Below are 26,305 nucleotides of genomic sequence, written 5' to 3' on the forward strand. Positions count from 1 at the left end.
CACATGCAATGGGAAGTCGTCATCGGGCTGGAGATTCATACCCAGCTTTCGACCCAATCAAAGATTTTTTCCGGTAGCGCGACCACGTTCGGCTCCGAGCCCAACACGCAGGCCAGCCTCGTCGACCTGGGCATGCCCGGCGTATTGCCGGTGCTGAACAAGGAAGCCGTGCGCATGGCCGTCAAGTTCGGCCTGGCCGTCAACGCCGAAATCGGCCAGCACAACGTGTTTGCCCGCAAGAACTACTTCTACCCGGACCTGCCCAAGGGCTATCAGATCAGCCAGATGGAGCTGCCGATTGTCGGCAAGGGCCACCTGGACATCCCCCTTGAAGACGGCACCGTTAAGCGCATCGGCATCACCCGTGCGCACCTGGAAGAGGACGCGGGCAAGAGCCTGCACGAAGACTTCCAGGGCATGACCGGTATCGACCTGAACCGTGCCGGCACCCCGTTGCTGGAGATCGTTTCCGAGCCGGACATGCGCAACGCCAAGGAAGCCGTGGCTTACGTCAAGGCCATCCATGCGATTGTCCGCTACCTGGGCATCTGTGACGGCAACATGGCCGAAGGTTCGCTGCGCTGCGACTGCAACGTATCGATTCGCCCCAAGGGTCAGGTCGAGTTCGGCACGCGTTGCGAGATCAAGAACGTCAACTCGTTCCGCTTCATCGAAAAAGCGATCAACAGCGAGATTCAGCGCCAGATCGACCTGATCGAAGACGGTGGCAAGGTTATCCAGCAGACACGCCTGTATGACCCGAACACCAACGAAACCCGCGCCATGCGCAGCAAGGAGGAAGCCAACGACTACCGTTACTTCCCCGACCCGGATCTGTTGCCGGTGATCATCGAGGACTCGTTCCTCGAAGAAACCCGCGCCACCTTGCCGGAGCTGCCACCGCAGAAACGCGAACGCTTCCAGAGCCAGTTCGGTCTGTCGACCTACGACGCCAGCGTACTGGCTTCTAGCCGCGAGCAGGCTGATTACTTCGAACAGGTGGTGAGCATCAGCGGTGACGCCAAACTGGCAGCCAACTGGGTCATGGTCGAGCTGGGCAGCCTGCTCAACAAGCAGGGCCTGGAAATCGACCAGTCGCCGGTCAGTGCCGAGCAGTTGGGCGGCATGCTCAAGCGCATCACCGACAACACCATTTCCGGCAAGATCGCGAAAATGGTCTTCGAGGCGATGGCCAATGGTGAAGGCAGCGCCGATGAAGTCATCGAAAAGCGCGGCCTGAAGCAGGTCACCGACAGCGGCGCCATTGAATCGATGCTCGACGAGGTACTGGCAGCCAACGCGGAACAGGTCGAACAGTATCGCGCCGCCGATGAAGCCAAGCGCGGCAAGATGTTCGGCTTCTTCGTCGGTCAGGCGATGAAAGCCTCCAAAGGCAAGGCCAACCCGCAGCAGGTCAACGAACTGCTGAAGGCCAAGCTGGAGGGCTGATCCTCGTCACTCTCGTTCCCACACTATGCGATCAGCGTTATACACGAGTCTTGTGGGAGCGAGCTTGCTCGCGAATAGGCCGGTACAGCCTCTAGAGACAGGGCGTTTGGACCAAGGTCTTCGTGAGCAAGCTCACTCCCACAGAGGTCTTTATTCACATCGCGATTAGGGTCAAAGACCCCGCCTTCTGGGCTCTTCATGACTTGTGTATAACGATGAGCGCTCTGCGTGGGAATGCAGTTCTGGACGCTCTGCGTCCGCTGTTGAGTACGCACTGCAACACTGAGTTGCGACGCGGAGCGTCACGAAATGCATGCCAGCATGGAGGATTGGCACGAGCGTCAACCACAACTACTCCGGCACTCAGGAACCCACCCCATGCGCCGCCTTATTTTTACCTGCAGCCTGCTGACGTTACTGGCAGGGTGCGCCAATCACATCATCGACCCCCATGGTTATGACGAGACCGGCACCGCCGCCTATTACGGCGCCCGCCATCACGGCAACCGCACTGCCAGCGGCGAGCCGTTCAATCAGAACGCGCTGACCGCTGCACATCGCCAACTGCCCTTCGGCACGCGCGTCAAGGTCACCAACCTCGACAACGACAGGTCGGTAGTCGTGCGCGTCAACGATCGCGGCCCTCACACCCGTGGTCGTCTGATCGATGTCTCTCGCGAAGCGGCCGAACAACTGGGTATGCTGCGCAGCGGGACAGCGCCAGTCCGTGTGCAGGCCCTGGATTAAACCCAACCCCCGATCACCGCCAACAAGGACACTCGTATTCTCCAGCTATCGGCCCTGCCCGCCCCCGCACTTATCCAGATGCTCAGTGGCTTGTTATTGCTGCTGATCGGGGCAGAACTGTCAGTGCGTGCAGCGGTGCATCTGGCGGCGATTTTCAAGGTCCGGCCACTGATCGTCGGCCTGACCGTCGTGGCAATGGGCACCAGCGCGCCGCAGATGGCAGTAAGCCTGCAAGCCGCGTTTGCCGATAACACCGACATCGCGGTGGGCAGTGTCATCGGCGGTAACATTTTCAATGTACTGGTGATCCTGGGCCTGTGCGCGCTGATCATTCCGTTACGCGTTGCCCGTCAGGTGTTGCACGTCGACATTCCGCTGATGATCGGTGCCTGCCTGCTGGCTATCGGCCTGTCGTGGAGCGGCGAATTCAGCAAGCTTGACGGCGCACTGCTGCTCGCCGGGTTGCTGTTCTGCCTGATCGTCATCATCCGTCAGGGCGGTCATGCGCCGCGTCACGGACATGCCGAGACAACCGCAAAACCTCGTACCTTCACGCGTATCCTCATGCTTGCCACTGGCTTGCTGCTGTTGACCGCTGGCGGACACCTGCTGGTCGACGCGTCAGTGGTGATTGCCATCCATCTTGGGCTGTCCGAACGCATCGTCGGCCTTACCATCATTGCCATCGGCACCTCATTGCCGGCACTGATGACCTCGCTGATCGCAGCGTTTCGCGGCGAACGCGATATTGCCGTGGGCAACGTGATCGGCAGCAACCTGTTCAATCTGCTGGGCGTGCTGGGGCTGACCGCACTGGTCGCCCCGGTGCCGCTGACGATCTCGCCAAATGCACTGGTGTTCGACCTGCCGATCATGCTCGGCGTGTCGCTGCTGTGTGTGCCGCTGTTTTATTCCGGATACCGGATAGACCGTCTGGAAGGCCTGTTTCTGCTGTCGTTGTACCTGACCTACGGGCTGCATATCCTGTCGATCAGCACCGGTATGGCGCTGGCCGAACGGCTTGAAAGCAAAATGCTCACGCTGGTGTTACCTGTGCTGGGCGCTGTGGTTGTCTGGGGCACGATTCGCGCCTGGCGACGTCAGCACTGACCTCCAACCCGCATCGATACAAGGAGCAAGGCCATGACAGACAAGACGATCAGTGACGGCGAACAGATCCGTCGCCAGGTGATGGGCGATGTCTACGTCGACCGCGCGCTGGGCAATGCCACCGAGTTCAGCCAGCCACTGCAGGATTTCGTCAACGAGCACGCCTGGGGCAGCGTCTGGAGTCGCGAGGGCCTGCCATTGAAAACCCGCAGCCTGATCACCCTGGCCACCCTCACCGCCCTGAAATGCCCGCAAGAACTGAAGGGCCACGTTCGTGGCGCACTGAACAATGGCTGCACGGTCGAGGAGATTCGCGAAGCGCTGCTGCACTGCGCGGTGTACGCCGGCGTGCCAGCGGCCATCGACGCGTTTCGTGCGGCGCAGGAAGTGATCGACAGCTACGTCAAAGCGGATTAGATCCAGCCGCCCCATTGCAGGATGAAAATCCCCACGTTGGTCGTGACCGCGGCAGCCAGTGTGGTGATGACAATGATCGCGGCAGCCAGCTCGTAATTGCCGTTGGCCGTGCGCGCCATGATGTAGCTGGCAGCCGCCGTCGGGCTGCCGAAATACAGGAACAGAATCCCCAGTTCAGCGCCGCGAAAACCGGCCAGCCAGGCGGCCAGCGTGCACAGCACTGGCAGCGTGATCATTTTCATGACGCTAGCACTGACAGCCAGTTTCCCACTCTTGCGCAATGACGCCAGCGACAATGTGCCACCGATGCAGATCAGTGCCAGAGGCAGGGTCATCTGGGCCAGGTAGCTGCCGGAGGTTTCCAGCCATTTGGGCAGGCCGATGGCGAAGTAAGCGAAGGGTGAGGCGATGATCACGCTGATGATCAGCGGGTTGGCCAGCACGCTTTTGAAGATGCTCCAGGGATCGGACTTGATCACCGGGCTGTAAACCGCCAGTACTACCGTCGATAACGTGTTGTAGAAGACGATGACCAGCGCGGCGAGAATCGCGCCCAGTGAAATGCCATCAGGCCCGTACATGCTGGCCGCCAGGGCCAGACCGATGACCCCGTTATTGCCACGAAACGCGCCCTGGACGTAGATCCCGCGCTCTTCGTGCGGGCAACGCCAGATCGCCCAGCACCAGGCGAATGCAAAACTCAGGAGCGTAGCGATGCTGAAAAAAATCAGCAGCTTGGGCTGCAGGGCGGTGCGCAGGTCGGCGTGAATAATGCCCAGAAACAGCAGTGCAGGCATGGTGACGTTGAACACCAGCCCGGAAGCCGCAACGATGAAGCCATCATTGATCGCGCCGATACGCCTGAGGAACACGCCCAGAAACAGCATGGCAAACACCGGGGCGGTGATGTTCAGGGTTTCGAGAAAAATAGCCAGCATGCAACGCATCCGGTCCCGTCGTTAGGTAGCTCATGATAGGCCACCGAGGACGAGCATGTTGCACGGAATTTCCGAAACCCTGATCACCGCGCCGCGTCTGTTGTTCATCAGACGATGCGGCTGACTTCCTTCACAGGCTGGAGCTTGCGCTCGAAGACCGAGACCCCGTCCAGATCGCGCAGCGCCACGGTCATCTCACCGGTCTGCCCGTCGATATTCACTTCGCCAAAAAACTGAAAACCCGCAAACGGCGAGGTGTTCTGCGCAGGTGGCGCTTTCTGGAACACCAGCTCGGGACCAAAGGTCTTGTCCAGCACGTTGGGACCATAGCTACCGGCGTTCAATGGCCCGGCGACGAACTCCCAGAACGGGTCGAAGTCCTGAAACACGGCCAGGTCCGGCTGGTAATGATGCGCCGCGCAGTAATGCACGTCGGCGGTCAGCCAGACGCAATCGCGAATCTTCTGCGCGCGCAGGTACGCCAGCAATTCGGCGACCTCCAGCTCACGCCCCAACGCCGGACCGTCATTGCCGTTGGCGATGGCCTCCCAACGTTGCACGCCGGGGCTGACCTCACCATCCGGCACACCCAGGCCGATGGGCATGTCCGCCGCGATGACTTTCCACTGCGCGCGCGACGCATTGAGCTCACGCTTGAGCCAGTCCAGTTGCTCACGGCCCATGAATGCGGTGGTCGGCCCCGGCTTGTCGGCCAGGTTGGCATCGTTGCCGGCGCGGTAGCTGCGCATATCGAGGACGAAGACGTCGAGCATCGGACCGTAGGGGATCTTGCGATAAATGCGCCCGCCGTTGTCGGCTTCCTGCAAGCGCAGCGGCGCGTATTCCAGATAAGCCTGGCGGGCACGCGAGGACAGCAGGCCGATGTCCTTGACCTTGTAGCGATCATCGAGCTGTTTGCTGGGCGACCAGTTGTTGGTCACTTCGTGATCGTCCCACTGCCAGATCTGCGGCACTTCGGCGTTGAAGCGGCGCAGGTTTTCATCCATCAGGTTGTAGCGGTAATTGCCCCGGTATTCGTCGAGAGTCTCCGCCACCTTGCTCTTCGCCTCGGTGGTGATGTTGCGCCAGACACGCCCGCCCTCCGTGGTGAGCTGCTCCGGCACCGGGCTGTCGGCGTAAATGGTGTCACCGCTGTGGATAAAAAAGTCCGGCAAGCGCAAACGCATGGCTTCATAGATACGCATGCCGCCAATGTCGGGGTTGATGCCAAAGCCCTGCCCCACCGTGTCGCCGCTCCAGACGAAGCGGATGTCGCGGCGCTGCTGCGGCGTGCTGCGCAAATGACCGAACCACGGCTCGCTGACGACACCGCTCTGCGCATCCTCGAAAGACACCCGGTAGAAAATCGCCTGATCGACAGGCAGCCCGCTCAACTCGACCCGCGCGGTAAAGTCGCTACGCTGATCGGCCAGCGCCGACACCACGCGGCGTGGCTGGGTGAACATGCTGCGCGTGTCCCACTCGACGACCATGCGCGAAGGCCGGTCGCTGCGGCTCCAGACGATCGCCTTGTCACCGAACACATCGCCGGACTGCACGCCATCCATCATCTTCGGACGATCCTGCACCGAGGCGATGACCGCCGGTGCAACACCCGGTAACAGCAGACCGGCACCTACCGTTCCGACGGCCTGGATGACACGGCGACGCTTGAGATCGAACTGGCTCACGGTTATCCCCTCGCTGACAGGCAAAAAAGCACCGTAGCAGGGGAATATTGGCGCTGTATGACAACGCAGGAGATCAAGCGCATGGCAGACGCCAAAAACCCCCGGCGCCCGGTAACTGGTAAACTCCCGCGCCTTATTCCAGCCCGAGGCGCTCAGCATGTCTTCCTTGAATCAGGCGCTCAGCGTCGCCCTCGACAATCGCCAGGCGTTGCTTGACCAATTGCATGGACAGGGCACGGACTGCTATCGACTGTTTCACGGCAGCCAGGAGGGTGCCAGCGGGCTGACCATCGACCGCTACGGCCCGCAATTGCTGGTACAGAGCTTTCACACCCGCCTGGATCGCGATGCCCTGCTGGCGCTGCATGAACGGGTCAACACGCGCCTGGGCCTGGACACCCTGCTGGTCTATAACGATCGCTCGCAAGGCAACTCGCGCGTCGATCGCCACGACACCGTGTACAAGGCTGAAGACGCGGCTCTGGCCGATCATGTCGGCCACGAATGGGGGCTCAATTACCGGGTCCGCGGTCGGCATGCAGGCCAGGACCCGCTGTTGTTTCTGGACCTGCGCAACACCCGCGGCTGGGTCAAGCAGCACAGCGCCGGCAAAAGCGTGCTGAACCTGTTCGCCTACACCTGCGGCGTCGGCCTGAGTGCGGCGGCCGGTGGCGCGAGTGAAGTGTGCAATCTCGATTTCGCCGAGGGCAATCTGGCGGTGGGTCGCGAGAATGGTGCGCTCAACCCGCAACTGCCACCCATGCAATTCATCCAGTCGGATTATTTTCCGGCGATCCGCCAGTTGGCCGGGTTGCCCATTGCTGCGCGCCGCAGCCAGCAATTGCCCAGCTACGTGAAACTGCAACAGCGCCAATATGATCTGGTCCTGCTCGATCCACCGGCCTGGGCCAAGAGTGCGTTCGGCACCGTTGATTTGCTGCGCGACTATCAGAGCCTGCTCAAACCTGCACTGTTGACCACAGCAGACGATGGCGTGCTGATCTGCTGCAACAATCTGGCGAAAGTCAGCATGCAGGACTGGCGCGAGCAGGTGCTGCGCTGCGCCACCAAGGCCGGGCGTCCAGTGCGCGACTGCCAGGAAATGCGTCCCGCCGCAGACTTCCCGTCTCAGGATAATCAACCACCGCTGAAAACGCTGATTCTGCAACTCTGACTCGGCGCCTGATATCGTCAAGCGCAACCGGAAAAATCCTACAAGCCGCGAGGGCAATGCCTTGGGAACCGAACAGGCATGCCATACTCCAAGGGCTTCCAAAAGAGAGAGACGCCGCTGCCCATGTCCAGAGGATTGAAACGCACACTCGGCTCCCTGCTGGCTGTGATCGCGCTCTACAGTTTGCTGGGGTTTTTCATTCTTCCCGGCGTCGCTCTGCGGATCGCCAACCAGCAACTGGCCAATTACGCCACGGTGCCGGCAAAGCTTGAACGCCTGGAGTTCAACCCCTTCACCCTGGAGCTGACACTCTGGGGCCTGAACATCGGCACGCCAGGCAAGGAGCAGGTGGCGTTTGAAAAGCTTTATGCCAATCTGCAAATCAACAGCCTGTGGACACGGGCCCTGCATCTGCAACGCGTCGAGCTGATCAAACCGCGCACCGAGCTGCTGTTCGACAAACAGGGCAAGCTCAATCTGGCGCAGCTGTTCAAGCTGCCCGCCAGCGAACCGACACAGGACCAACCCGCCAGCAAGCCATTCCCGCTGCGTATCGACGAAATCAAACTGGCGGGAGGCTACGTTCACTTCCAGGACCTGCGTCCCAGCCAGCCCATCGAGTTTCTCTACGACGCGCTGGATTTCGAGCTCAAGAACCTCAGCACACTGCCTGAAGACAATGCCGATATGACCCTGGTCGCGGCGGGTCCGGACGGTGGGCAGATCGACTGGGTCGGCCGTATCAGCCTGATCCCGATCACCTCTGAGGGCACACTGAAAGTCACCGACAGCAAGATGAAACTGTGGTGGCCTTATGTGCGCGATGCCTTGCCACTGGCGCTCGAGGACGGCGTGCTGAATTTCAGCACGGCCTACACATTGAACCTGTCCAAGGAAACCGAACTGAAGTTGACCAACGTCTCGGCCAGTGTTGCGCCGTTCGCGCTCAACGCTCCCGACGGTCGCCCCCTGGTACGCCTGCAACGCCTGGACGTCAGCGAAACATCGGTCGACCTGGCAAAGCAGCTGGTTACCGTAGGCAAGGTCCGCAGCCAGAAACTGGAAACCTGGGCCGCGCGTGAAGCCGACGGGCAACTGGACTGGCAAAAACTGTTCGCCAGCCAACCGGGCAAGCCCGCAGCGCCGCACACCCCAGCCGTGGACGAAAAAGCCGCCGAGCCGGCGCCTGCCACCGAGGCCTCAGCCAAAGTCAGCGCTCAACCCGTGGCGCAGAGCAAACCCTGGCAGGTCCTGTTGCGGGATGTGCAATTGCGCAACTACATGGTCCATCTGGCAGATCGCGTGCCTCAAGAGCCGGTCGCGCTGGACGTTGGCCCGCTGAATCTGGACATCCAGAATTTCGACAGCCTGAACAAGGCGCCCTTCACGCTCAAGCTGGATACCGGGCTGGGCAAACAGGGCAATCTCACTGCCGCCGGTGACGTGAACCTCAATCCGGTCAGCGCACGACTCAACGTAACCACCCGCGACATCGACCTGCGCCTCGCCCAGGCCTACATCAGCCCGTTCATTCGTCTGGAGCTGCGCAGCGGCATGCTCGGCAGCGATCTGGCGGTCGACCTGAAAAGCACCGAGCCACTGGCGTTCAGCGTCACCGGTAAAGCACAGGTTAATCAGTTGCACACGCTGGATACGCTCAAACAGCGCGACTTCCTGAAGTGGCAGCAACTGGCGCTGGAGGGGCTGGACTACCAGCACGGCAAGGGCCTGTCGATTGCCAAAGTGAACATGGATCAGCCTTACGCACGCTTCATGATCAATGAGGACCGGACCACTAACATCGACGATCTGTTGATCCCGCAGCCAGCCGACGCAGCTACTGGCAAGACCGCCAGCCAGCCAAAGGCAGCCAGAACCCAAGCCGCAGGCAAGAAGGAAAACCCGCTGGCGATCTACGTGGGTGAAGTGAATATCAACGATGGCTCGGCAAACTTTGCCGACATGACCCTGACCCCCAACTTCGCCACCGCCGTGCAGCAGCTCAACGGTCGTATCGGCACCATCGACAACCGCAAGCCTACACCGGCCCCGGTGAACATCGAGGGCAAGGTCGACCGCTATGCGCCGGTGACCATCAAGGGCAGCCTCAACCCGTTCGACCCGATGGCCAGCCTGGATATCACCACCAGCTTCAAGCGCGTCGAGCTGACCAACCTGACTCCCTACTCCGGCAAGTTCGCAGGTTTCCGGATCCGCAAGGGCCGGCTCAATCTCGACCTGCACTACCTGATCACCAAGGGCCAGCTCAAGGCCCAGAACAAGGTGCTGGTGGAGCAGCTGCAACTGGGTGAGCGGGTCGACAGCCCGGATGCGCTGGACCTGCCTATTCGTCTGGCGGTCGCGCTGCTCAAGGATACCCAGGGGCGTATTTCCCTTGAGCTGCCCATCGAAGGCGACCTGAACAACCCGCAGTTCAGCGTCATGCCGATTGTCTGGCAGACCCTGCGCAATCTGGTGCTGCGTGCCGCACAGGCACCGTTCAAGATGCTCGGCGGGCTGGTCGCCGGTGGAAGCTCCGAGGACCTCGGCAGCGTAAGTTTCGCGCCAGGCACCAGTGACTTGTCGGCAGAGGCGCAAAATGCCCTGGACAAGCTCTCGGTAGCGCTCAAGGAGCGTCCGGACCTGAAGCTGGAGATCGAAGGCACCAGCGCCGCCAGCAGTGACGGTCCATTGATCGCCCAGCAAAGGCTGGAACGCGAATACCAGTACACGTATTACAAGATCCTCCAGCGACGTGGCGACAAGGTTCCAGCCAGGGCCGGCTTGGTACAGGTCCCGGAAGAGGAAAAGGCGCCTATGCTCGAGGGTATCTACAGGACACGCCTGAAACAGCAACCGCCCGCTGAATGGGCCAGTCTGGGCAAGGAGCAACGTGCTGCCCAGATGCGTGCCGCCGTGCTCAAGTTCTGGAGCAGCAATGAGGTGCTGCTGCGCGAACTGGGCCAGAGCAGAGCCAGTAGCATCAAGGATTACCTGGTGGACAAGGGCAAGCTCGAAGACGCTCGCGTGTACTTCGTCGATGCCCGCCTGGGCCAGGCCCAACCGGATGGTAAAGTCATCAGCCCTCTGCACCTCGACAGCGAATGAAGCCTTTGGCACACACCCGGATCAAACGACTGATCAACCTGACCCTCGCCGCCATGGCCGGGTCAATTGTCGCCTCGGCATATGCCAGCTCAACCCTGCGTTGCGGCAGCCAGCTGGTCAGCACCGGTGACCGGGCGTTCGAAGTCCAGCAGAAATGCGGCGAACCGGTCAGCCAGGAGGTGCTCGGCACTCAGGAAACCTTCAATAGCAATTATCGAAGGTCCGAAGCCGTGAGGATCGAGGAATGGATCTACGGTCCTGATAACGGCATGTATCAATACCTGCGCTTCGAAGGCGGTCGCCTGATAGGCATCGAGAGCAAACGCCGCAACTGATCCCCGCCTTGCTTCCCGGCCCTTCATCTGTTTCGTAGCGCCCATAGAAAAGGCCCTGACTCTTCAGTCGGGGCCTTTAATGGCTACATCCTTGTAGCCTCGCATGAACCTTCCATCAATCAATGACTGCGGCTGTTCATGAGCAGTATTCGATTACTCGGCTTTCAGGCCAGCAGCCGATACGTCTTTAACGCCTTTGATTTTCTTGGCGATAGCGACGGCAGTAGTTTTCTGAGCTTCAGTCACTTTTACCATGGAGGACAGGGAAACCACGCCTTTGTTGGTCTCAACCTTGATGTCGGTGCCAGGGATGCCTTTCTCGGTTACCAGATCAGCTTTGACTTTGCCGGTGATCCAGGAATCGGACACGTCTTCTTTGACTTCTTGAGTAGTGGTGTTAGCTGCCAGAACCATTGGCGCTTGGGCCGAGGTCTGTGCGAAAGCAGCATTGGCCATGGTCAGAGTCAGGGCAGTAGCGGTAGCAGCGGCAATAGCAAACTTCTTCATACGATAACTCCTGTTTTTCTCAAAATCTGCACCAGCATGTGGTGGCAGGGTTAACAGGTGTATCGCAAGCGGTGTGCCAAAAATGAGACAGTCAAAATAACCTTTATAATCAATAGCTTATGTTTTTCTCTATTTTGCTGAGTCGTGCAGATTGCCCGTTCGCTCAAACCCGGGGTTGCAAGATGCATGTTTGCACCGAGCAGTTTGCATGCTCCATGTGTAAGCCTTTAATTGCGCTCATAAAAAAAGGACTCCGAAGAGTCCTTTTTCACATGCCGCTCAGATCAATCAGACGCCCGACGCTTTCGCTGCGGCTACGTCCTTGATCGACAGCTTGATACGGCCGCGGTTGTCCACGTCCAGTACCAGTACTTCGACCTCCTGACCTTCCTTGAGGATGTCGGTCACTTTCTCTACGCGAGCATCGCTCAGCATCGAGATGTGAACCAGACCATCCTTGCCCGGCAGGATGTTGACGAATGCGCCGAAATCGACGATGCGCTCAACCTTACCGACGTAGATCTTGCCGATTTCCGCTTCTGCGGTGATGCCCAGAACGCGTTGACGTGCTGCCTCAGCCGCTTCCTTGGACTCGCCGAAGATCTTGATCGAGCCATCGTCTTCGATGTCGATCGAAGCCTTGGTCTCTTCGCAGATGGCACGGATGGTTGCGCCGCCCTTGCCGATCACGTCACGGATCTTGTCGGTGTCGATCTTCATCGCGATCATGGTCGGAGCGTTGGCCGACAGTTCGTTACGCGACTGACCGATGATCTGGTTCATCTGGCCGAGGATGTTCAGGCGAGCTTCCAGGGCCTGGCCCAGGGCGATCTCCATGATTTCTTCGGTGATGCCTTTGATCTTGATGTCCATCTGCAGCGCGGTAACACCTTTGGAGGTACCGGCTACCTTGAAGTCCATGTCGCCCAGGTGGTCTTCGTCACCCAGGATGTCGGTCAGAATCGCGAACTTCTCGCCTTCCTTGACCAGACCCATGGCGATACCGGCAACCGGCGCCTTCATCGGCACACCAGCGTCCATCAGAGCCAGGGAAGCACCGCAGACCGAAGCCATGGAGCTGGAGCCGTTGGACTCAGTGATTTCCGACACGACACGGATGGTGTACGGGAACACGTCAGCGCCTGGCAGCATGGCCTGGACACTGCGACGGGCCAGACGGCCGTGACCGATTTCACGACGACCTGCGCCGCCCATGCGACCACACTCGCCCACCGAGAACGGAGGGAAGTTGTAGTGCAGCATGAAGGGGTCTTTTTTCTCGCCTTCGAGGGTATCGAGCAGCTGTGCGTCACGTGCAGTACCCAGCGTGGCAACCACCAGCGCCTGAGTTTCGCCACGGGTGAACAGTGCCGAACCGTGAGTCTTCGGCAGAACGCCGACTTCGATGTTCAGAGGACGAACGGTGCGCGTGTCACGACCATCGATACGCGGCTTGCCGTTAACGATGTTTTCGCGAACGGTGCGGTATTCGATTTCGCCGAAAGCCGCTTTGACTTCGCTGGCAGACGGGCTGCCGTCTTCGACAGCGAGCTTGGCAACGACCTGATCTTTCAGTTCGCCCAGACGCGCATAGCGGTCGGCTTTGACGGTGATGGTGTAAGCCTGGGAGATCGCGTCGCCGAACTCGGCACGGATAGCGCCCAGCAGTGCAGTCGCTTCAGGCTTTGGCTGCCAGTCCCAGGTAGGCTTGGCGGCTTCGGCAGCCAGTTCCTTGATGGCGTTGATCACGACCTGGAACTCGTCATGCGCGAACAGCACGGCGCCCAGCATCTGGTCTTCGGTCAGCTCTTTGGCTTCCGACTCGACCATCAGAACGGCTTCGGAAGTACCGGCAACGACCATGTCCAGGCTCGAAGCCTGCAGCTGCTCGTAAGTCGGGTTCAACAGGTAGCCGGTGCTTTCGTGGAAAGCAACGCGGGCAGCACCGACCGGACCGTCAAACGGGATACCGGAGATGGCCAGGGCAGCCGAAGTACCGATCATCGCAGCGATGTCCGGATCGATTTTCTTGCTGGTGGAGACGACGGTGCAGACGACCTGCACTTCGTTCATGAAGCCTTCTGGAAACAACGGGCGGATCGGACGGTCGATCAGGCGCGAAGTCAGGGTTTCTTTCTCGGAAGGACGGCCTTCACGCTTGAAGAAACCACCAGGAATCTTGCCGGCAGCGTAGGTTTTTTCCTGATAGTGCACGGACAGAGGGAAGAAGCCTTTGCCAGCGTCAGCCTGTTTGGCGCCGACCACAGTCACGAGTACGCTGACGTCGTCGTCAACGGTGACCAATACTGCACCAGAGGCTTGACGGGCGATACGGCCTGTCTCGAGGGTTACGGTCGATTGACCGAACTGAAACTTTTTGATTACCGGGTTCACGGTTTCCTACCTTTCTTTGTGGCTCTTGGGGAACTGGTTTCTTGCGAATTCTTGGGCAGCGTGGGGAATCGGCCCCTTCCACAGCCCAGATAAAACTTGAGGCTGGGAGCCTGCCAGAACCACCGGGCAAACCCGACGGATCGTGACAGACAACCAACCTCTAGCAGCGTCGTTATTAGCGACGCAGACCCAGACGACCGATCAGGGCGCTGTAACGGCTAACGTCCTTACCTTTCAGGTAATCCAGCAGCTTGCGACGCTGGTTTACCATACGGATCAGACCACGACGCGAGTGGTGGTCCTTACCGTTGGCCTTGAAGTGGCCTTGCAGTTTGTTGATGTTGGCGGTCAGCAGTGCAACTTGCACTTCTGGCGAACCAGTATCACCAACAGCTTGCTGGTAGTCGGTTACGATCTGAGCTTTTTCTTCAACGCTGAGTGCCATGTGGGCAATCCTTTTGTGCAAGGAAGCGCTTCCGGAGAAACGTTTCCAACAGGCCGAGGACAGATCCTCGTATTAAAAAATGAGGTATGACCGTGCCTGTTGACAGCCATCCTCGTTCCACCCCACTCGCCGGCAAGCCGACGGCTGGACTGGTTTCGGTCACTCTGACCGAATCAGGCGACGCGGCGCAATGCGCCCGTCTTCGGCGACTTCACCGATACCGATGAAGCGACCTTCGTGATCCTGCACGCGAACCATACCGAATTTCGGTGCGTCCGGCGCGCGTACTGGCTGACCATGCAACCAGTAAAACGAACTGTGTTCCGAAAACTTCAACAGCGGCCAGTCCAGCAGACCGCTGTCCGATGGCATCAGGAAACGGTCAACCGCTTCATTGCCGCCGTCGGCATGCACCTGCTCGAGCTCTTCCAGCGTCACTGTCTGAGCCAGCGTGAAAGGCCCGGCCTGGGTACGACGCAGCTCTGCGACGTAAGCACCACAACCAAGCTTCTCACCGATATCCTCGACCAGCGTGCGGATATAGGTGCCTTTGCTGCAATCGACGGACAGACGTGCTGTGTCACCGTCACAAGCAAGTAATTCCAGGCGCGCAATAGTAACAGAACGGGGCTCGCGCTCCACTACTTCCCCTGCACGTGCCAGCTTGTAAAGTGGCTGGCCATCACGCTTGAGGGCCGAGTACATGGGAGGTATCTGGCTGATTTGTCCGCGAAAATGCGGCAGAGCCGCTTCGATATCGTCGCGACCAACGGTCACCGGACGCGTGAGCAAAACCTCGCCTTCAGAGTCGGCAGTGGTAGTGGTCTTGCCCAGTTGCGCCAGGGTCTCGTAGGACTTGTCCGAATCGAGCAGGTACTGAGAGAACTTGGTCGCCTCACCAAAGCACAACGGCAGAACGCCCGTTGCCAGAGGATCGAGGCTGCCGGTGTGCCCGGCTTTCTCGGCGTTGAGCAGCCAGCGAACCTTTTGCAGAGCGGCGTTGGAGGTGAAACCCAGTGGCTTGTCGAGCAGGATGATCCCGCTGACATTGCGGCGTATACGCTTGACCTGAGCCACTCTTTATTCCTCGGTACTTTCAGGCTTTGCATCCGCCGATGCAGGGTCTTCCTGATGCTGACCGTCTTCTGCCACGGCACGCTCGATCAGTGCCGAGAGATGCGCGCCACGCACGACGCTTTCGTCATAGTGGAAATGCAGTTGAGGCACGCTGCGCAGCTTCATTTCGCGGGCCAGCTGCATGCGCAGGAAACCTGCGGCAGAGTTGAGCACCTTGATGGTCTGCGCGATCTCTTCGGCGCTGTCCTGGCCCATGACGGTCATGAAAATCTTCGCATGACCCACGTCACGGCTGACGTCTACGGCGGTGATGGTGACCAGACCCACGCGTGGGTCCTTGATTTCGCGACGGATCAGCTGCGCCAGTTCGCGCTGCATCTGATCGCCGATACGTTGGGTACGGCTGTATTCTTTTGCCATGCTTGTTACCTGTTACTGATCCGGGACCAAACCCTGACAGTCTGAAAGCGGCAAACGCCCGGCCTGACAATTGCCAGACCGGGCGTTGCGTTTAGAGCCCATGGGGAAAGCAGGGCATTTGCATGCGAGGCTCCCACCATGACTCCTGAAGCTCGCGATTTAGAGGCTGCGAGCCACTTGGACCTTCTCGAAGACTTCGATCTTGTCACCGACCTTGACGTCGTTGTAGCTCTTGACGCCGATACCGCATTCCATGCCTGCACGTACTTCGGCAGCGTCGTCCTTGAAGCGGCGCAGGGATTCCAGCTCGCCTTCAAAGATAACGATGTCTTCGCGCAGAACACGAATCGGACGGTTACGGTAGACGGTGCCTTCCAGAACCATGCACCCTGCGATCGCGCCGAATTTCGGCGAACGGAACACATCGCGGACTTCGGCGATACCCAGGATATTCTCCCGGACGTCGCTGCCAAGCATGCCGGTGAGGGCTTTCTTGACGTCTTCGATGATGTCGTAGATCACGTTGTAGTAACGCATGTCCAGACCTTCCTGCTCGACGATCTTGCGCGCGCCGGCATCGGCACGCACGTTGAAGCCGAATAGTACAGCGTTGGAGGCCAGTGCCAGGTTGGCGTCGCTCTCGGTGATACCACCGACACCGCCACCGACCACGCGCACTTGCACTTCGTCGTTACCCAGACCGTTCAAGGCGCCGTTCAACGCCTCGAGGGAACCGCGTACGTCAGATTTGAGGACGATATTGAGCGTCTTCTTCTCTGCCTGACCCATGTTCTCGAAGATGTTTTCCAGCTTGCCAGCGTGAGCACGGGCCAGTTTGACTTCGCGGAACTTGCCTTGACGGAACAGAGCCACTTCACGGGCTTTCTTCTCGTCCGACAGCACGCTCATCTCGTCGCCAGCGTCCGGTGTACCGTCAAGACCCAGGATTTCGACCGGAATCGAAGGACCTGCTTCTTTGACCGGCTTGCCGTTCTCGTCGAGCATGGCGCGGATGCGGCCGAAGTTCGAACCGACCAGCACCATGTCGCCCTGACGCAGCGTACCGTCCTGAACCAGAACAGTAGCGACCGGGCCACGACCCTTGTCCAGACGGGACTCGACAACAACACCACGACCAGGGGCCGACGGGGTTGCCTTGAGTTCCAGGACTTCGGCCTGCAGCAGAACAGCTTCCAGCAATTCGTCGACGCCAGTACCCATCTTCGCGGAGACCGAAACGAAAGGCGTATCACCGCCCCACTCTTCGGACGTCACGCCATGGACCGACAGCTCGCTGCGGATACGATCGAGGTCAGCACCAGGCTTGTCGATCTTGTTCACCGCAACAACCAGCGGAACGCCAGCCGCAACAGCATGCTGAACAGCTTCGATGGTCTGAGGCATCACGCCGTCGTCAGCTGCAACAACCAGAATCACGATATCCGTTGCCTTGGCACCACGAGCACGCATGGCGGTAAACGCAGCGTGACCAGGGGTGTCGAGGAACGTGACCATGCCGCGCTCGGTTTCAACGTGGTAGGCACCGATGTGCTGGGTGATGCCGCCGGCTTCGCCAGCTGCAACCTTGGCACGACGGATGTAGTCGAGCAGCGAGGTCTTACCATGGTCGACGTGGCCCATTACGGTCACAACCGGTGCACGGGAGAACGACTCACCTTCGAACTTCAGCGATTCAGCCAGGGAATCTTCCAGAGCGTTGTCGCTGACCAGCGTGACCTTGTGGCCCAACTCTTCAGCGATCAACTGGGCAGTTTCCTGATCCAGTACCTGGTTGATGGTCACCGGGGTGCCCATCTTGAACATGAACTTGATGACTTCAGCGGCCTTGACCGACATCTGTGCCGACAATTCGCCGACAGTGATGGTCTCGCCAATGGCAACGTCACGGATGACCGGGCCGGTAGGGCTCTGGAAACCATGCGCGTTACGCTTCTTCAGCTTGCCCTTGCCACGACCACCACGACGGAAGCTGTCGCTTTCTTCGTCGGTAGTGCGAGGAGCAACGCGAGGGGCCGGAGCCTTCTCCTTGACCGAAGCGCGATGCGGAGCGTTTTTACGCTCGCCGTCGCCGCCACGGGCGTTGCGGTCGTCAGCACGAGGCTTGTCAGGGCGACGCTGTTCGTCACGCTTGCGAGCATCGGCAGAAGGCGCGGCGCTGGCCGGTGCCGGAGCAGCGGCTGGCGCTGCTTCGCGCACAGGCTCGGCGGCGGCAACAGGCTCGGCAGCAGCCGGAGCCGACTGGCTGGCAGCAGGCTGGCTGCGCGCATCTTCTTCAGCGCGACGCTTGGCTTCTTCTTCAGCCTTTTGACGGGCGGCGTTTTCTACCGCACGGCGTTCATCCATCTCGCGCTTGCGCTCGGCTTCGATCTCTTCCGGGCTACGCTGCACAAAGACTTTCTTCTTGCGCACTTCAACGCTGATGCTCTTGCTGCCAGCAACGCGCAGGGTGCTGGTGGTCTTGCGCTGCAAGGTAATCTTGCGAGGCTCTTCCACCTTGGCCTTGTGACCGCTTTTCAGGTGCGTCAACAAGGCTTGTTTTTCGTTATCGGTCACAACTTGCTCGGCGGCGGTGTGCGGCAGACCTGCCTCACGCATCTGCTGTAACAGGCGCTCTACCGGTGTGTCGACCACTTTGGCCAGTTCTTTCACCGTGACTTGCGTCATGCACTTCTCTCCTCAGGCCGCGCCCAATTACTCGAACCAGTGGGCTCGGGCGGCCATGATCAACTTGCCGGCACGATCATCGTCAATGCCGTCGATGTCGAGCAGGTCATCTATAGACTGCTCGGCCAGGTCTTCGCGGGTAATTACGCCGCGCACCGCCAGTTCCATCGCCAAATCCTTGTCCATACCCTCAAGCGAGAGCAGGTCTTCGGCCGGATGGGCGTCTGCCAGCTTTTCCTCTGTAGCGATGGCTTTAGTCAACAAACGATCCTTGGCACGAGCGCGAAGCTCGTTGACGATGTCTTCGTCAAAGCCGTCGATGTTGAGCATTTCTTCCAACGGTACGTAGGCAATCTCTTCCAGGCTGGTGAAGCCTTCATCAACCAGCACCTGTGCCAATTCTTCATCGACTTCGAGCTCTTCGATGAAGTTGCGCAGGATGTCACCGGTTTCAGCTTGCTGCTTGGCCTGGATGTCCGATTCGGTCATTACGTTCAGGGTCCAGCCAGTCAGCTGACTTGCCAGACGCACGTTCTGACCGCCACGACCAATAGCCTGGGCCAGGTTGTCCGCTCCCACTGCGATATCCATTGCATGCGCGTCTTCATCTACGATGATTGCCGCTACTTCTGCAGGGGACATTGCATTGATCACGAACTGCGCCGGGTTATCGTCCCAAAGAACGATATCCACACGCTCGCCACCCAGCTCGCCGGAAACAGCCTGAACTCGCGAACCGCGCATGCCGATACAGGCACCTTGCGGGTCGATTCGTTTATCCTTGGAGCGAACAGCGATTTTCGCACGAGAACCCGGGTCACGGGAGGCAGCCATCACCTCGATGAGACCTTCGGCAATTTCCGGCACTTCAATGCGGAAAAGCTCGATCAGCATCTCTGGCGCAGTACGCGACAGGATCAGCTGAGGGCCACGGTTTTCGGTGCGAATTTCCTTCAGCAGAGCACGGACGCGAACACCGACCCGGAAAGTTTCCCGGGAAATGATGTCTTCACGAGCCAGCAAGGCTTCGGCATTGTTACCCAGGTCAACGATGACATTGTCACGTGTAACCTTTTTAACAGTACCAGAAATGATTTCACCCAGACGCTCGCGGTAGGCATCGACTACCTGAGCACGCTCGGCTTCGCGAACTTTCTGCACAATGACTTGCTTGGCGGTCTGCGCCGCGATACGACCGAATTCGATGGAATCGATTTTTTCTTCGATCAGGTCGCCTGCAACAGCACCCGGCTTTTTCGCCTGAGCCTGATCCACAGCCAATTCGTAGGCAGGATCGTCCAGATCTTCGTCTTCGACAACTGTCCAGCGACGGAAAGTCTCGTAGTTGCCTGTCTGGCGATTGATCTCTACACGCAGTTCTACTTCATCTTCAAAACGCTTCTTGGTAGCGGTGGCCAGAGCCAGCTCCAGCGCTTCAAAAATGACACTAGCCGGAACGCCCTTTTCATTGGACACCGACTCAACAACCAGCAGTACTTCTTTGCTCATCGTACGCCTCGCCTTTCGCAAGCCATTGGATCCGCGGGATCCGCAGTAACCGGCACGTCTCAGTCAAACGTGGGAATAATGTTGGCCTTGTCGATCATGTCGATCGGCAACAGGAACTCATGGTCTTCAACCTGCACCACGACATCCTGCTCCTCCACCCCGCGGAGAAGGCCTTGAAAGTTGCGTCGACCTTCGAAAGGTGAACGCAGCTTTATTTTCACTTGTTCCCCGGCGTACGAAGCAAACTGCTCAATAGTGAACAGCGGGCGCTCCATGCCAGGAGAAGATACTTCAAGGGTGTACTCGGTGCTGATTGGATCTTCTACGTCCAACACACCGCTGATCTGGCGACTGACGATTGCACAGTCGTCGACCAGAACGCCCCCTTCCTTGTCGATATAAATGCGCAGCACCGAATGCTTGCCCTGGGAACTGAAATCGATTCCCCAGCATTGGTAGCCAAGGGCCACGACCACTGGGGCCAACAAGTCCTGCAACTGTTCTAGCTTGCTCGACACCTGAACCCCCTCGTGCATGCTTTAGAAATAAAAAAATGGGCAAAAGCCCATCCCTGAAAACGCCGCTGAACATCGACGTCATGTACTGTCCAGCTAACAAAAAGCCCCTTAAAAGGGGCTCCGCTAAAACTGGTTGCGGGGGCTGGATTTGAACCAACGACCTTCGGGTTATGAGCCCGACGAGCTACCAAACTGCTCCACCCCGCGACAAAGCTGGGGCGGAAGTATACGACCGATCCATTGCTGGGTCAATCCAACATCCACCTACAAGAAAGCCCGCTAGTGCGGGCTCTCCTGTTAATTGGTACCGAGAAGGGGACTCGAACCCCTACACCCTATGGGCACAACCACCTCAAGGTTGCGTGTCTACCAATTCCACCACCTCGGCATTACAACTCTTTTTGGCGACCTCACGAACATCGCCGAATTCTGTATTACTTCTTCTCTGGGGCTTGAGGTACGTCAGCTGGAACAGCGGCTGGCTTTTGCCCTTCGAGAACCGGTACATCATCTGCTGCCGGCTTTTGCTTCACTTCCAGTACTGCCGGGTCTGGCAAACCTACCTGAGTCAGCTGTTGAGCTTTCTCTTTAGCAAAGTAACCTAACCCCAAGCTGGTTATGAAAAAACATGCCGCAAGTATAGCAGTAAACTTACTGAGAAAGGTAGAGGTTCCTTGACCTCCGAAGACAGTATTTGATGCACCTGCTCCGAACGACGCGCCTGCGTCGGCACCTTTACCCTGCTGCAGCAATACCAGAGCGACAACGCCCAGAGCGCCCAACAGGTGAAAAACGATTACGACTGTTTCCAGCATTTTTTCAGTTTCCCGCGGCGCGACAGATCGCACCGAACTCATCTGCATTCAGGGAAGCTCCACCAATGAGCCCCCCATCGATATCCGGCATGCTGAAGAGCTCGACCGCATTGGCCGCCTTCACGCTGCCGCCATAGAGAAGTCGCACGCCTTGTGCGACTTCGGCATTCTCTTTTGCCAGTTGCGCACGGATGGCTGCGTGCACTTCCTGCGCTTCCTGAGGCGAAGCAGTCAATCCGGTGCCAATGGCCCAGACCGGCTCGTAGGCAATGACGGCGTTGACCAGTGCATTGACGCCAAACTCGGCGATAACACTGTCCAGCTGACGCCCTACCACTTCAAGCGTTTGCCCCGCCTTGCGCTCTTCCAGGGTTTCACCTACGCAAAGCACAGGTGTCAGACCTTTCGCCTGGATTGCCGCAAACTTCTTGTTCAGAACATCATCCTGTTCGCCAATCAACTGACGACGCTCGGAGTGACCGACAAGTACCAGCTTGCAACCTGCATCAGCCAGCTGGCTAGATGCAACTTCACCCGTCAGCGCGCCCTGCTCAGCCTGAATGGCTGCGTCCTGCGCACCGACGATGATCGACGTGGCCTTGAGCCCATCGACCACCTGACAGGTAAACAGACTGGCAGGCATCACGGCGATATCGACGCTGCCTGGCAACGACTGCTTGCACAAACCCTCGATCAGCTCAGCGACGCTGGCGCGGGTACCGTGCATTTTCCAGTTACCAGCTACCATTGGGCGACGCATGCTACACCTCGTGGGTCAAAGTGGGCGCAGATGTTACCCAACAGTTCCGACACTGGCAAGCCGAAATCAGGCGCAAACTTCAGTAACCAGTTTTGCGAGTTCTTCGGCGTACGCCCTGACCTGCGTTTCGTCCTCGCCTTCGACCATGACGCGCACCAACGGCTCGGTACCCGATTTGCGCAGCAGCACCCTGCCACGCCCGGCCATCTGCTCGGTGACACGGGCGCAAGCCTCCTGGACCGACGGATGCGAAACCGGGTCAACAGCCGACCCGGCGAAGCGCACATTGATCAGGATTTGCGGGCACTTACGCAATTTCAGACGCGCCTCAGCCAGGCTTACACCACTGCGACGCAGGGCCAGTATCACCTGCAATGAGGCGATAATCGCGTCACCGGTGGTAGCGTGCTGGAAACAGACGATATGACCGGAGTTTTCACCGCCAATCTGCCAGTTGCGCTCGAGCAGTTCGGCGATCACATAACGGTCACCGACATTGGCCCGAACAAAGGGAATGCCCTGCTCGGCCAGGGCCAGTTCAAGCCCCAGGTTACTCATCAATGTGCCGACGACGCCGCCCTGCAAGCGACCCCGCTCATGCAGGTCGCGGGCGATGATGTAGAGCAATTCGTCGCCATCGACGATGGTCCCGGTGTGATCGACCATCAACACGCGGTCGCCGTCACCGTCGAAACCGATGCCCATATCCGCATGCTCGGCAAGCACGGCCGCCTGCAGGGCTTCCATATGCGTAGAGCCGCAGTCCTTGTTGATGTTGAGCCCGTCAGGTTGCGCGGAAAGCACCACGACCTGCGCGCCCAGCTCACGAAATACGTTGGGCGCCACCTTGTAGGTCGCACCGTGAGCGCAGTCGATGACGACCTTGAGGCCGGCGAAGTCGGTGCTGGTAGGCACGCTGCTTTTGCAGAATTCGATGTAACGCCCGGCCGCATCGTTGATCCGCGAGACCTTGCCGAGGTTCTCGGACTCAGCCACGGTCATCGGTGCGTCGAGCAGCTCTTCGATCATCATTTCGATCTCGTCAGGGAGCTTGGTGCCCTGACCGGAGAAGAACTTGATGCCGTTGTCGTAGTGCGGGTTATGCGAGGCGCTGATGACGATGCCTGCCTCGGCATGGAAGGTACGTGTCAGGTAGGCGATGGCCGGTGTCGGCATCGGGCCCAGCAAGAGAACGTCAGCGCCCGCAGCGGAGAGGCCGGCCTCGAGGGCCGACTCGAACATGTAGCCGGAGATGCGCGTGTCCTTGCCGACGAGAATCCGGCAGGCGCCCATCTTGCGGAAAGCCATGCCGGCGGCCCAACCCAGTTTCAGCATGAACTCGGGAGTGATCGGGAATTGCCCTACACGACCGCGAATGCCGTCGGTTCCGAAATATTTTCTGGTAGTCATGGATGCCCCACTGTTGTTATTCAGCTGCTTCGACAGCTGCGATCATGCGCACCACGTCAGCCGTTTCGGCGACATCATGCACACGTAGAATTCTTGCCCCTTTGGCCATCGCCAGAACCGCCAGGGCGAGCCCGCCGGACAGACGCTGGTCGACGGGACGCCCCAGCACAGCACCGATCATGCTCTTGCGCGAAACACCCACCAGCAAAGGCCGGCCGAGCGCATGCAGCGCTTCCATATGCTTGAACAGGCTCAGATTGTGCTCCAGTGTCTTGGCAAAGCCAAAGCCCGGATCAAGAATGATCTGCTGCTGACCGATGCCTGCAGCGACGCACTGCTTCATGCGCTCAGCCAGGAAGGCACAGACCTCGCCCACCAGGTCATCGTAGTGCGGGTCATTCTGCATGGTTCCGGGCTCGCCCAGCATATGCATGAGACAGACCGGCAAACCGGTGCTTGCGGCCGCCTCAAGCGCGCCTGGGCGCTGCAGCGAGCGAACGTCGTTGATGAGCCCGGCACCCAGCCCAGCCGTCGCCAGCATGACCTCAGGCGTGGAGGTATCCACCGAGATGATCACATCCAGCTCGCGCGCGATGACCTCGACCAGCGGGGCCACACGTTCGACCTCTTCAGATGCAGAGACTGGACGCGCGCCTGGACGCGTTGACTCGCCACCGATATCGATAAGCGTCGCGCCAGCCTGCACCATTGCCTCGGCGTGACGCAGCGCCGCATCGAGCTGGCTGTAGCGGCCGCCATCGGAAAATGAGTCTGGGGTTGCGTTGAGGATGCCCATCACGTGCGTATGGGCCAAATCAAGAACCCGGTTGCCGCAAGGCAACCGGGTTGGGTACAGCGCAGATGTCATGTCAGACCTTAGTGCTCGGCAGCAGGGCCGCCAATCGGAGTTTCCGGACGAGGGTCAGGCGTGATCGGAGTACCGTTGGTACCTGAACCACCACCCCAGTCACGCGGCTCGCGCGGAGTACGACCGGTCATGATGTCGTCGATCTGGTCGGCATCAATGGTTTCATACTTCATCAGCGCGTCGGCCATCGCTTCCAGCTTGTCGCGATTGTCCGTCAACAACTGCTTGGCGGTGCCATAGCAGTGATCGATGATGCTGCGCACTTCGGAGTCGATAAGCTTGGCAGTATCGCCGGAAACACTGGAGTTCTGGCTGCCGCCGCGCCCCAGGTAACCTGCATCTTCGTCTTCCGAGTACATCAGCGGGCCGAGCTTTTCAGACAGACCCCACTTGGTGACCATGTTCCGGGCGATCTGGCTGGCACGCATGATGTCATTGGAGGCACCGGTTGTGACGCCATCGAAACCCAGAGTCATTTCTTCCGCGATACGACCACCGTACAGCGAGCAGATCTGGCTGATCAACGCACGCTTGGACAGGCTGTAACGGTCTTCTTCCGGCAGGAACATCGTCACACCCAGCGCACGACCGCGCGGGATGATGGAAACCTTGTAGACCGGATCATGCTCTGGCACCAGACGACCGACGATAGCGTGACCCGCCTCGTGGTAAGCCGTGTTGCGCTTTTCCTTATCGGACATGACCATCGATTTGCGCTCGGCGCCCATCATGATCTTGTCCTTGGCCAGTTCGAACTCTTTCATCTCTACAACGCGCTTGCCGGAGCGAGCAGCGAACAGCGAAGCTTCGTTGACCAGGTTAGCCAGGTCCGCACCGGAGAAGCCCGGCGTACCGCGAGCGATAACGCCCGGGTTGACGTCTTCGCCCATTGGCACCTTGCGCATGTGAACCTTGAGGATCTGCTCGCGGCCACGAATGTCCGGCAGACCTACAACCACCTGGCGGTCGAAACGACCTGGACGCAGCAGCGCCGGATCCAGTACGTCAGGGCGGTTGGTTGCGGCAATGACAATAATGCCGTCATTCATTTCAAAACCGTCCATCTCGACCAGCAACTGGTTGAGAGTCTGCTCACGCTCGTCATGACCACCGCCCATGCCGGCGCCACGATGGCGACCGACCGCGTCGATTTCGTCAATGAAGATGATGCATGGCGCGTGTTTCTTGGCTTGCTCGAACATGTCGCGAACGCGGCTCGCACCAACACCCACGAACATCTCGACGAAGTCGGAACCGGAGATCGTGAAGAACGGAACCTTGGCTTCGCCGGCAATGGCCTTGGCGATCAGCGTTTTACCGGTACCCGGAGGGCCGACCATCAGCACGCCGCGCGGAATCCGACCGCCCAGGCGCTGGAACTTGCCCGGATCGCGGAGGAATTCGACCAGCTCGCCCACTTCTTCCTTGGCTTCGTCGCAACCGGCAACGTCAGCCAGGGTCGTCTTGACCTGATCTTCTGACAACAGACGCGCCTTGCTCTTGCCGAAGCTCATCGGGCCGCCCTTGCCGCCCGCCCCGCCCTGCATCTGGCGCATGAAGAACATGAACACCGCGATGATCACCAGTATCGGGAAGCTGGCCACCAGCAACTGGGTCCAGATGCTCTGCTGCTCAGGCTGCTTGCCTTCGATCACGACGTTATTGCTGACCAGATCACCGATCAGGCCATTGTCCGGGATGTTCGGGCGGATGGTCTTGAAGGTGTCGCCATCGCTGCGCTTGCCCGTAATGACGTAGCCGTCTACAGAAACCTTCTCGACCTTGCCATCCTTGACCTGCTGGATGAACTCGGAATAGTTGAGGTTCTGCGGCTCGTTCGGGCTGGAGAAGTTGTTCATCACCGTCACAAGGACAGCCGCGATGATCAACCACAGGATCAAATTCTTTGCCATATCGTTCAATTAGCT

The 26,305-nt window shown here is 59.2% G+C and carries 22 protein-coding genes and 2 tRNA genes; 7 read left to right on the plus strand and 17 right to left on the minus strand.

The annotated features are described in order from the left end of the window. Positions 1 to 3 precede the first annotated feature (3 nt). The 4 genes from gatB to KBY08_RS06340 all read left to right on the plus strand — a co-directional run bounded on the left by gatB (position 4) and on the right by KBY08_RS06340 (position 3,723). The gene (gene gatB, locus KBY08_RS06325) at positions 4 to 1,449 is read left to right on the plus strand and encodes an Asp-tRNA(Asn)/Glu-tRNA(Gln) amidotransferase subunit GatB (protein ID WP_003313612.1); all 1,446 of its coding nucleotides are present in this window, start codon (positions 4 to 6) and stop codon (positions 1,447 to 1,449) included. A 378-nt stretch (positions 1,450 to 1,827) separates the two neighbouring features. After that, positions 1,828 to 2,196, plus strand: coding sequence for a septal ring lytic transglycosylase RlpA family protein (locus KBY08_RS06330; protein ID WP_024641676.1), 369 nt, complete (start codon positions 1,828 to 1,830; stop codon positions 2,194 to 2,196). A gap of 78 nt (positions 2,197 to 2,274) precedes the next feature. Next, a complete protein-coding gene (locus tag KBY08_RS06335) occupies positions 2,275 to 3,306 on the plus strand; it encodes a calcium/sodium antiporter (protein ID WP_011268872.1) in 1,032 nt (343 codons plus the stop codon). Positions 3,307 to 3,339: 33 nt separating this feature from the next. Further along, positions 3,340 to 3,723 carry a carboxymuconolactone decarboxylase family protein gene (locus KBY08_RS06340; RefSeq protein WP_003400208.1) on the plus strand — a complete coding sequence of 128 codons (384 nt, stop codon included), beginning with the start codon at positions 3,340 to 3,342 and terminating at the stop codon, positions 3,721 to 3,723. Here the strand turns inward: KBY08_RS06340 and KBY08_RS06345 are convergent. Next, on the minus strand, positions 3,720 to 4,661 hold the full coding sequence (locus KBY08_RS06345; protein WP_024639739.1) for an AEC family transporter: 942 nt from the start codon (positions 4,659 to 4,661) through the stop codon (positions 3,720 to 3,722). The two genes, KBY08_RS06340 and KBY08_RS06345, sit on opposite strands and share 4 nt — an antisense overlap. Positions 4,662 to 4,768: 107 nt before the next feature. Further along, positions 4,769 to 6,352 carry an alkaline phosphatase D family protein gene (locus tag KBY08_RS06350; protein WP_024639740.1) on the minus strand — a complete coding sequence of 528 codons (1,584 nt, stop codon included), beginning with the start codon at positions 6,350 to 6,352 and terminating at the stop codon, positions 4,769 to 4,771. Positions 6,353 to 6,509: 157 nt separating this feature from the next. Here KBY08_RS06350 and KBY08_RS06355 point away from each other — a divergent pair, with 157 nt between their 5' ends. The 3 genes from KBY08_RS06355 to KBY08_RS06365 all read left to right on the plus strand — a co-directional run bounded on the left by KBY08_RS06355 (position 6,510) and on the right by KBY08_RS06365 (position 10,969). Then, entirely contained in the window at positions 6,510 to 7,526 is a 1,017-nt protein-coding gene (locus tag KBY08_RS06355) for a class I SAM-dependent rRNA methyltransferase (RefSeq protein WP_024659420.1), read from the plus strand. A gap of 123 nt (positions 7,527 to 7,649) precedes the next feature. Then, positions 7,650 to 10,634 carry a DUF748 domain-containing protein gene (locus tag KBY08_RS06360; RefSeq protein ID WP_177410921.1) on the plus strand — a complete coding sequence of 995 codons (2,985 nt, stop codon included), beginning with the start codon at positions 7,650 to 7,652 and terminating at the stop codon, positions 10,632 to 10,634. Continuing rightward, a complete protein-coding gene (locus KBY08_RS06365) occupies positions 10,631 to 10,969 on the plus strand; it encodes a DUF2845 domain-containing protein (RefSeq protein WP_104652837.1) in 339 nt (112 codons plus the stop codon). The genes KBY08_RS06360 and KBY08_RS06365 overlap by 4 nt, the downstream gene beginning before the upstream one ends. 153 nt (positions 10,970 to 11,122) lie before the next feature. On the opposite strand, the gene KBY08_RS06370 is transcribed toward KBY08_RS06365, so the two are convergent. From KBY08_RS06370 to ftsH, 15 genes are all read right to left on the minus strand, one after another. Beyond that, positions 11,123 to 11,476 (minus strand): BON domain-containing protein, encoded by a 354-nt coding sequence (locus KBY08_RS06370; RefSeq protein ID WP_003400195.1) that lies wholly within the window; start codon positions 11,474 to 11,476, stop codon positions 11,123 to 11,125. 288 nt (positions 11,477 to 11,764) lie between these two features. Further along, positions 11,765 to 13,870 (minus strand): polyribonucleotide nucleotidyltransferase, encoded by a 2,106-nt coding sequence (gene pnp / locus KBY08_RS06375; RefSeq protein ID WP_024639743.1) that lies wholly within the window; start codon positions 13,868 to 13,870, stop codon positions 11,765 to 11,767. A 175-nt stretch (positions 13,871 to 14,045) separates the two neighbouring features. After that, positions 14,046 to 14,315, minus strand: coding sequence for a 30S ribosomal protein S15 (rpsO, locus tag KBY08_RS06380; RefSeq protein WP_002555121.1), 270 nt, complete (start codon positions 14,313 to 14,315; stop codon positions 14,046 to 14,048). Between the two features lie 159 nt (positions 14,316 to 14,474). Continuing rightward, positions 14,475 to 15,392: a tRNA pseudouridine(55) synthase TruB gene (gene truB / locus KBY08_RS06385; RefSeq protein WP_024641932.1), complete on the minus strand. Its 918-nt coding sequence runs from the start codon at positions 15,390 to 15,392 to the stop codon at positions 14,475 to 14,477. Positions 15,393 to 15,395: 3 nt separating this feature from the next. Next, entirely contained in the window at positions 15,396 to 15,812 is a 417-nt protein-coding gene (gene rbfA, locus KBY08_RS06390; RefSeq protein WP_225651091.1) for a 30S ribosome-binding factor RbfA, read from the minus strand. A gap of 159 nt (positions 15,813 to 15,971) precedes the next feature. Further along, on the minus strand, positions 15,972 to 18,497 hold the full coding sequence (gene infB, locus KBY08_RS06395) for a translation initiation factor IF-2 (RefSeq protein WP_024639744.1): 2,526 nt from the start codon (positions 18,495 to 18,497) through the stop codon (positions 15,972 to 15,974). Between the two features lie 27 nt (positions 18,498 to 18,524). Then, positions 18,525 to 20,006 (minus strand): transcription termination factor NusA, encoded by a 1,482-nt coding sequence (gene nusA, locus KBY08_RS06400; protein ID WP_003340582.1) that lies wholly within the window; start codon positions 20,004 to 20,006, stop codon positions 18,525 to 18,527. Between the two features lie 59 nt (positions 20,007 to 20,065). Beyond that, entirely contained in the window at positions 20,066 to 20,524 is a 459-nt protein-coding gene (rimP, locus tag KBY08_RS06405) for a ribosome maturation factor RimP (RefSeq protein WP_002555126.1), read from the minus strand. 130 nt (positions 20,525 to 20,654) lie between these two features. Continuing rightward, a tRNA-Met gene (locus tag KBY08_RS06410) sits at positions 20,655 to 20,731 on the minus strand. A gap of 95 nt (positions 20,732 to 20,826) precedes the next feature. Next, positions 20,827 to 20,912 (minus strand) — tRNA-Leu (locus KBY08_RS06415). A gap of 46 nt (positions 20,913 to 20,958) precedes the next feature. After that, positions 20,959 to 21,339 carry a preprotein translocase subunit SecG gene (gene secG / locus KBY08_RS06420; RefSeq protein WP_003313628.1) on the minus strand — a complete coding sequence of 127 codons (381 nt, stop codon included), beginning with the start codon at positions 21,337 to 21,339 and terminating at the stop codon, positions 20,959 to 20,961. Positions 21,340 to 21,343: 4 nt separating this feature from the next. Continuing rightward, positions 21,344 to 22,099, minus strand: a complete 756-nt coding sequence (gene tpiA / locus KBY08_RS06425; protein ID WP_011268882.1) for a triose-phosphate isomerase — start codon at positions 22,097 to 22,099, stop codon at positions 21,344 to 21,346. Between the two features lie 66 nt (positions 22,100 to 22,165). Then, complete coding sequence (gene glmM, locus KBY08_RS06430; RefSeq protein ID WP_024659418.1) at positions 22,166 to 23,509, minus strand: phosphoglucosamine mutase; 1,344 nt, start codon at positions 23,507 to 23,509, stop codon at positions 22,166 to 22,168. A gap of 16 nt (positions 23,510 to 23,525) precedes the next feature. After that, on the minus strand, positions 23,526 to 24,377 hold the full coding sequence (gene folP, locus KBY08_RS06435) for a dihydropteroate synthase (RefSeq protein ID WP_024639746.1): 852 nt from the start codon (positions 24,375 to 24,377) through the stop codon (positions 23,526 to 23,528). A gap of 8 nt (positions 24,378 to 24,385) precedes the next feature. Next, positions 24,386 to 26,290, minus strand: a complete 1,905-nt coding sequence (gene ftsH / locus KBY08_RS06440; protein WP_003313633.1) for an ATP-dependent zinc metalloprotease FtsH — start codon at positions 26,288 to 26,290, stop codon at positions 24,386 to 24,388. Positions 26,291 to 26,305: the final 15 nt, after the last annotated feature.

It is taken from the genome of Pseudomonas sp. P135 (genome assembly GCF_020312125.1).
Classification (GTDB): Bacteria; Pseudomonadota; Gammaproteobacteria; order Pseudomonadales; family Pseudomonadaceae; genus Aquipseudomonas; species Aquipseudomonas fragariae.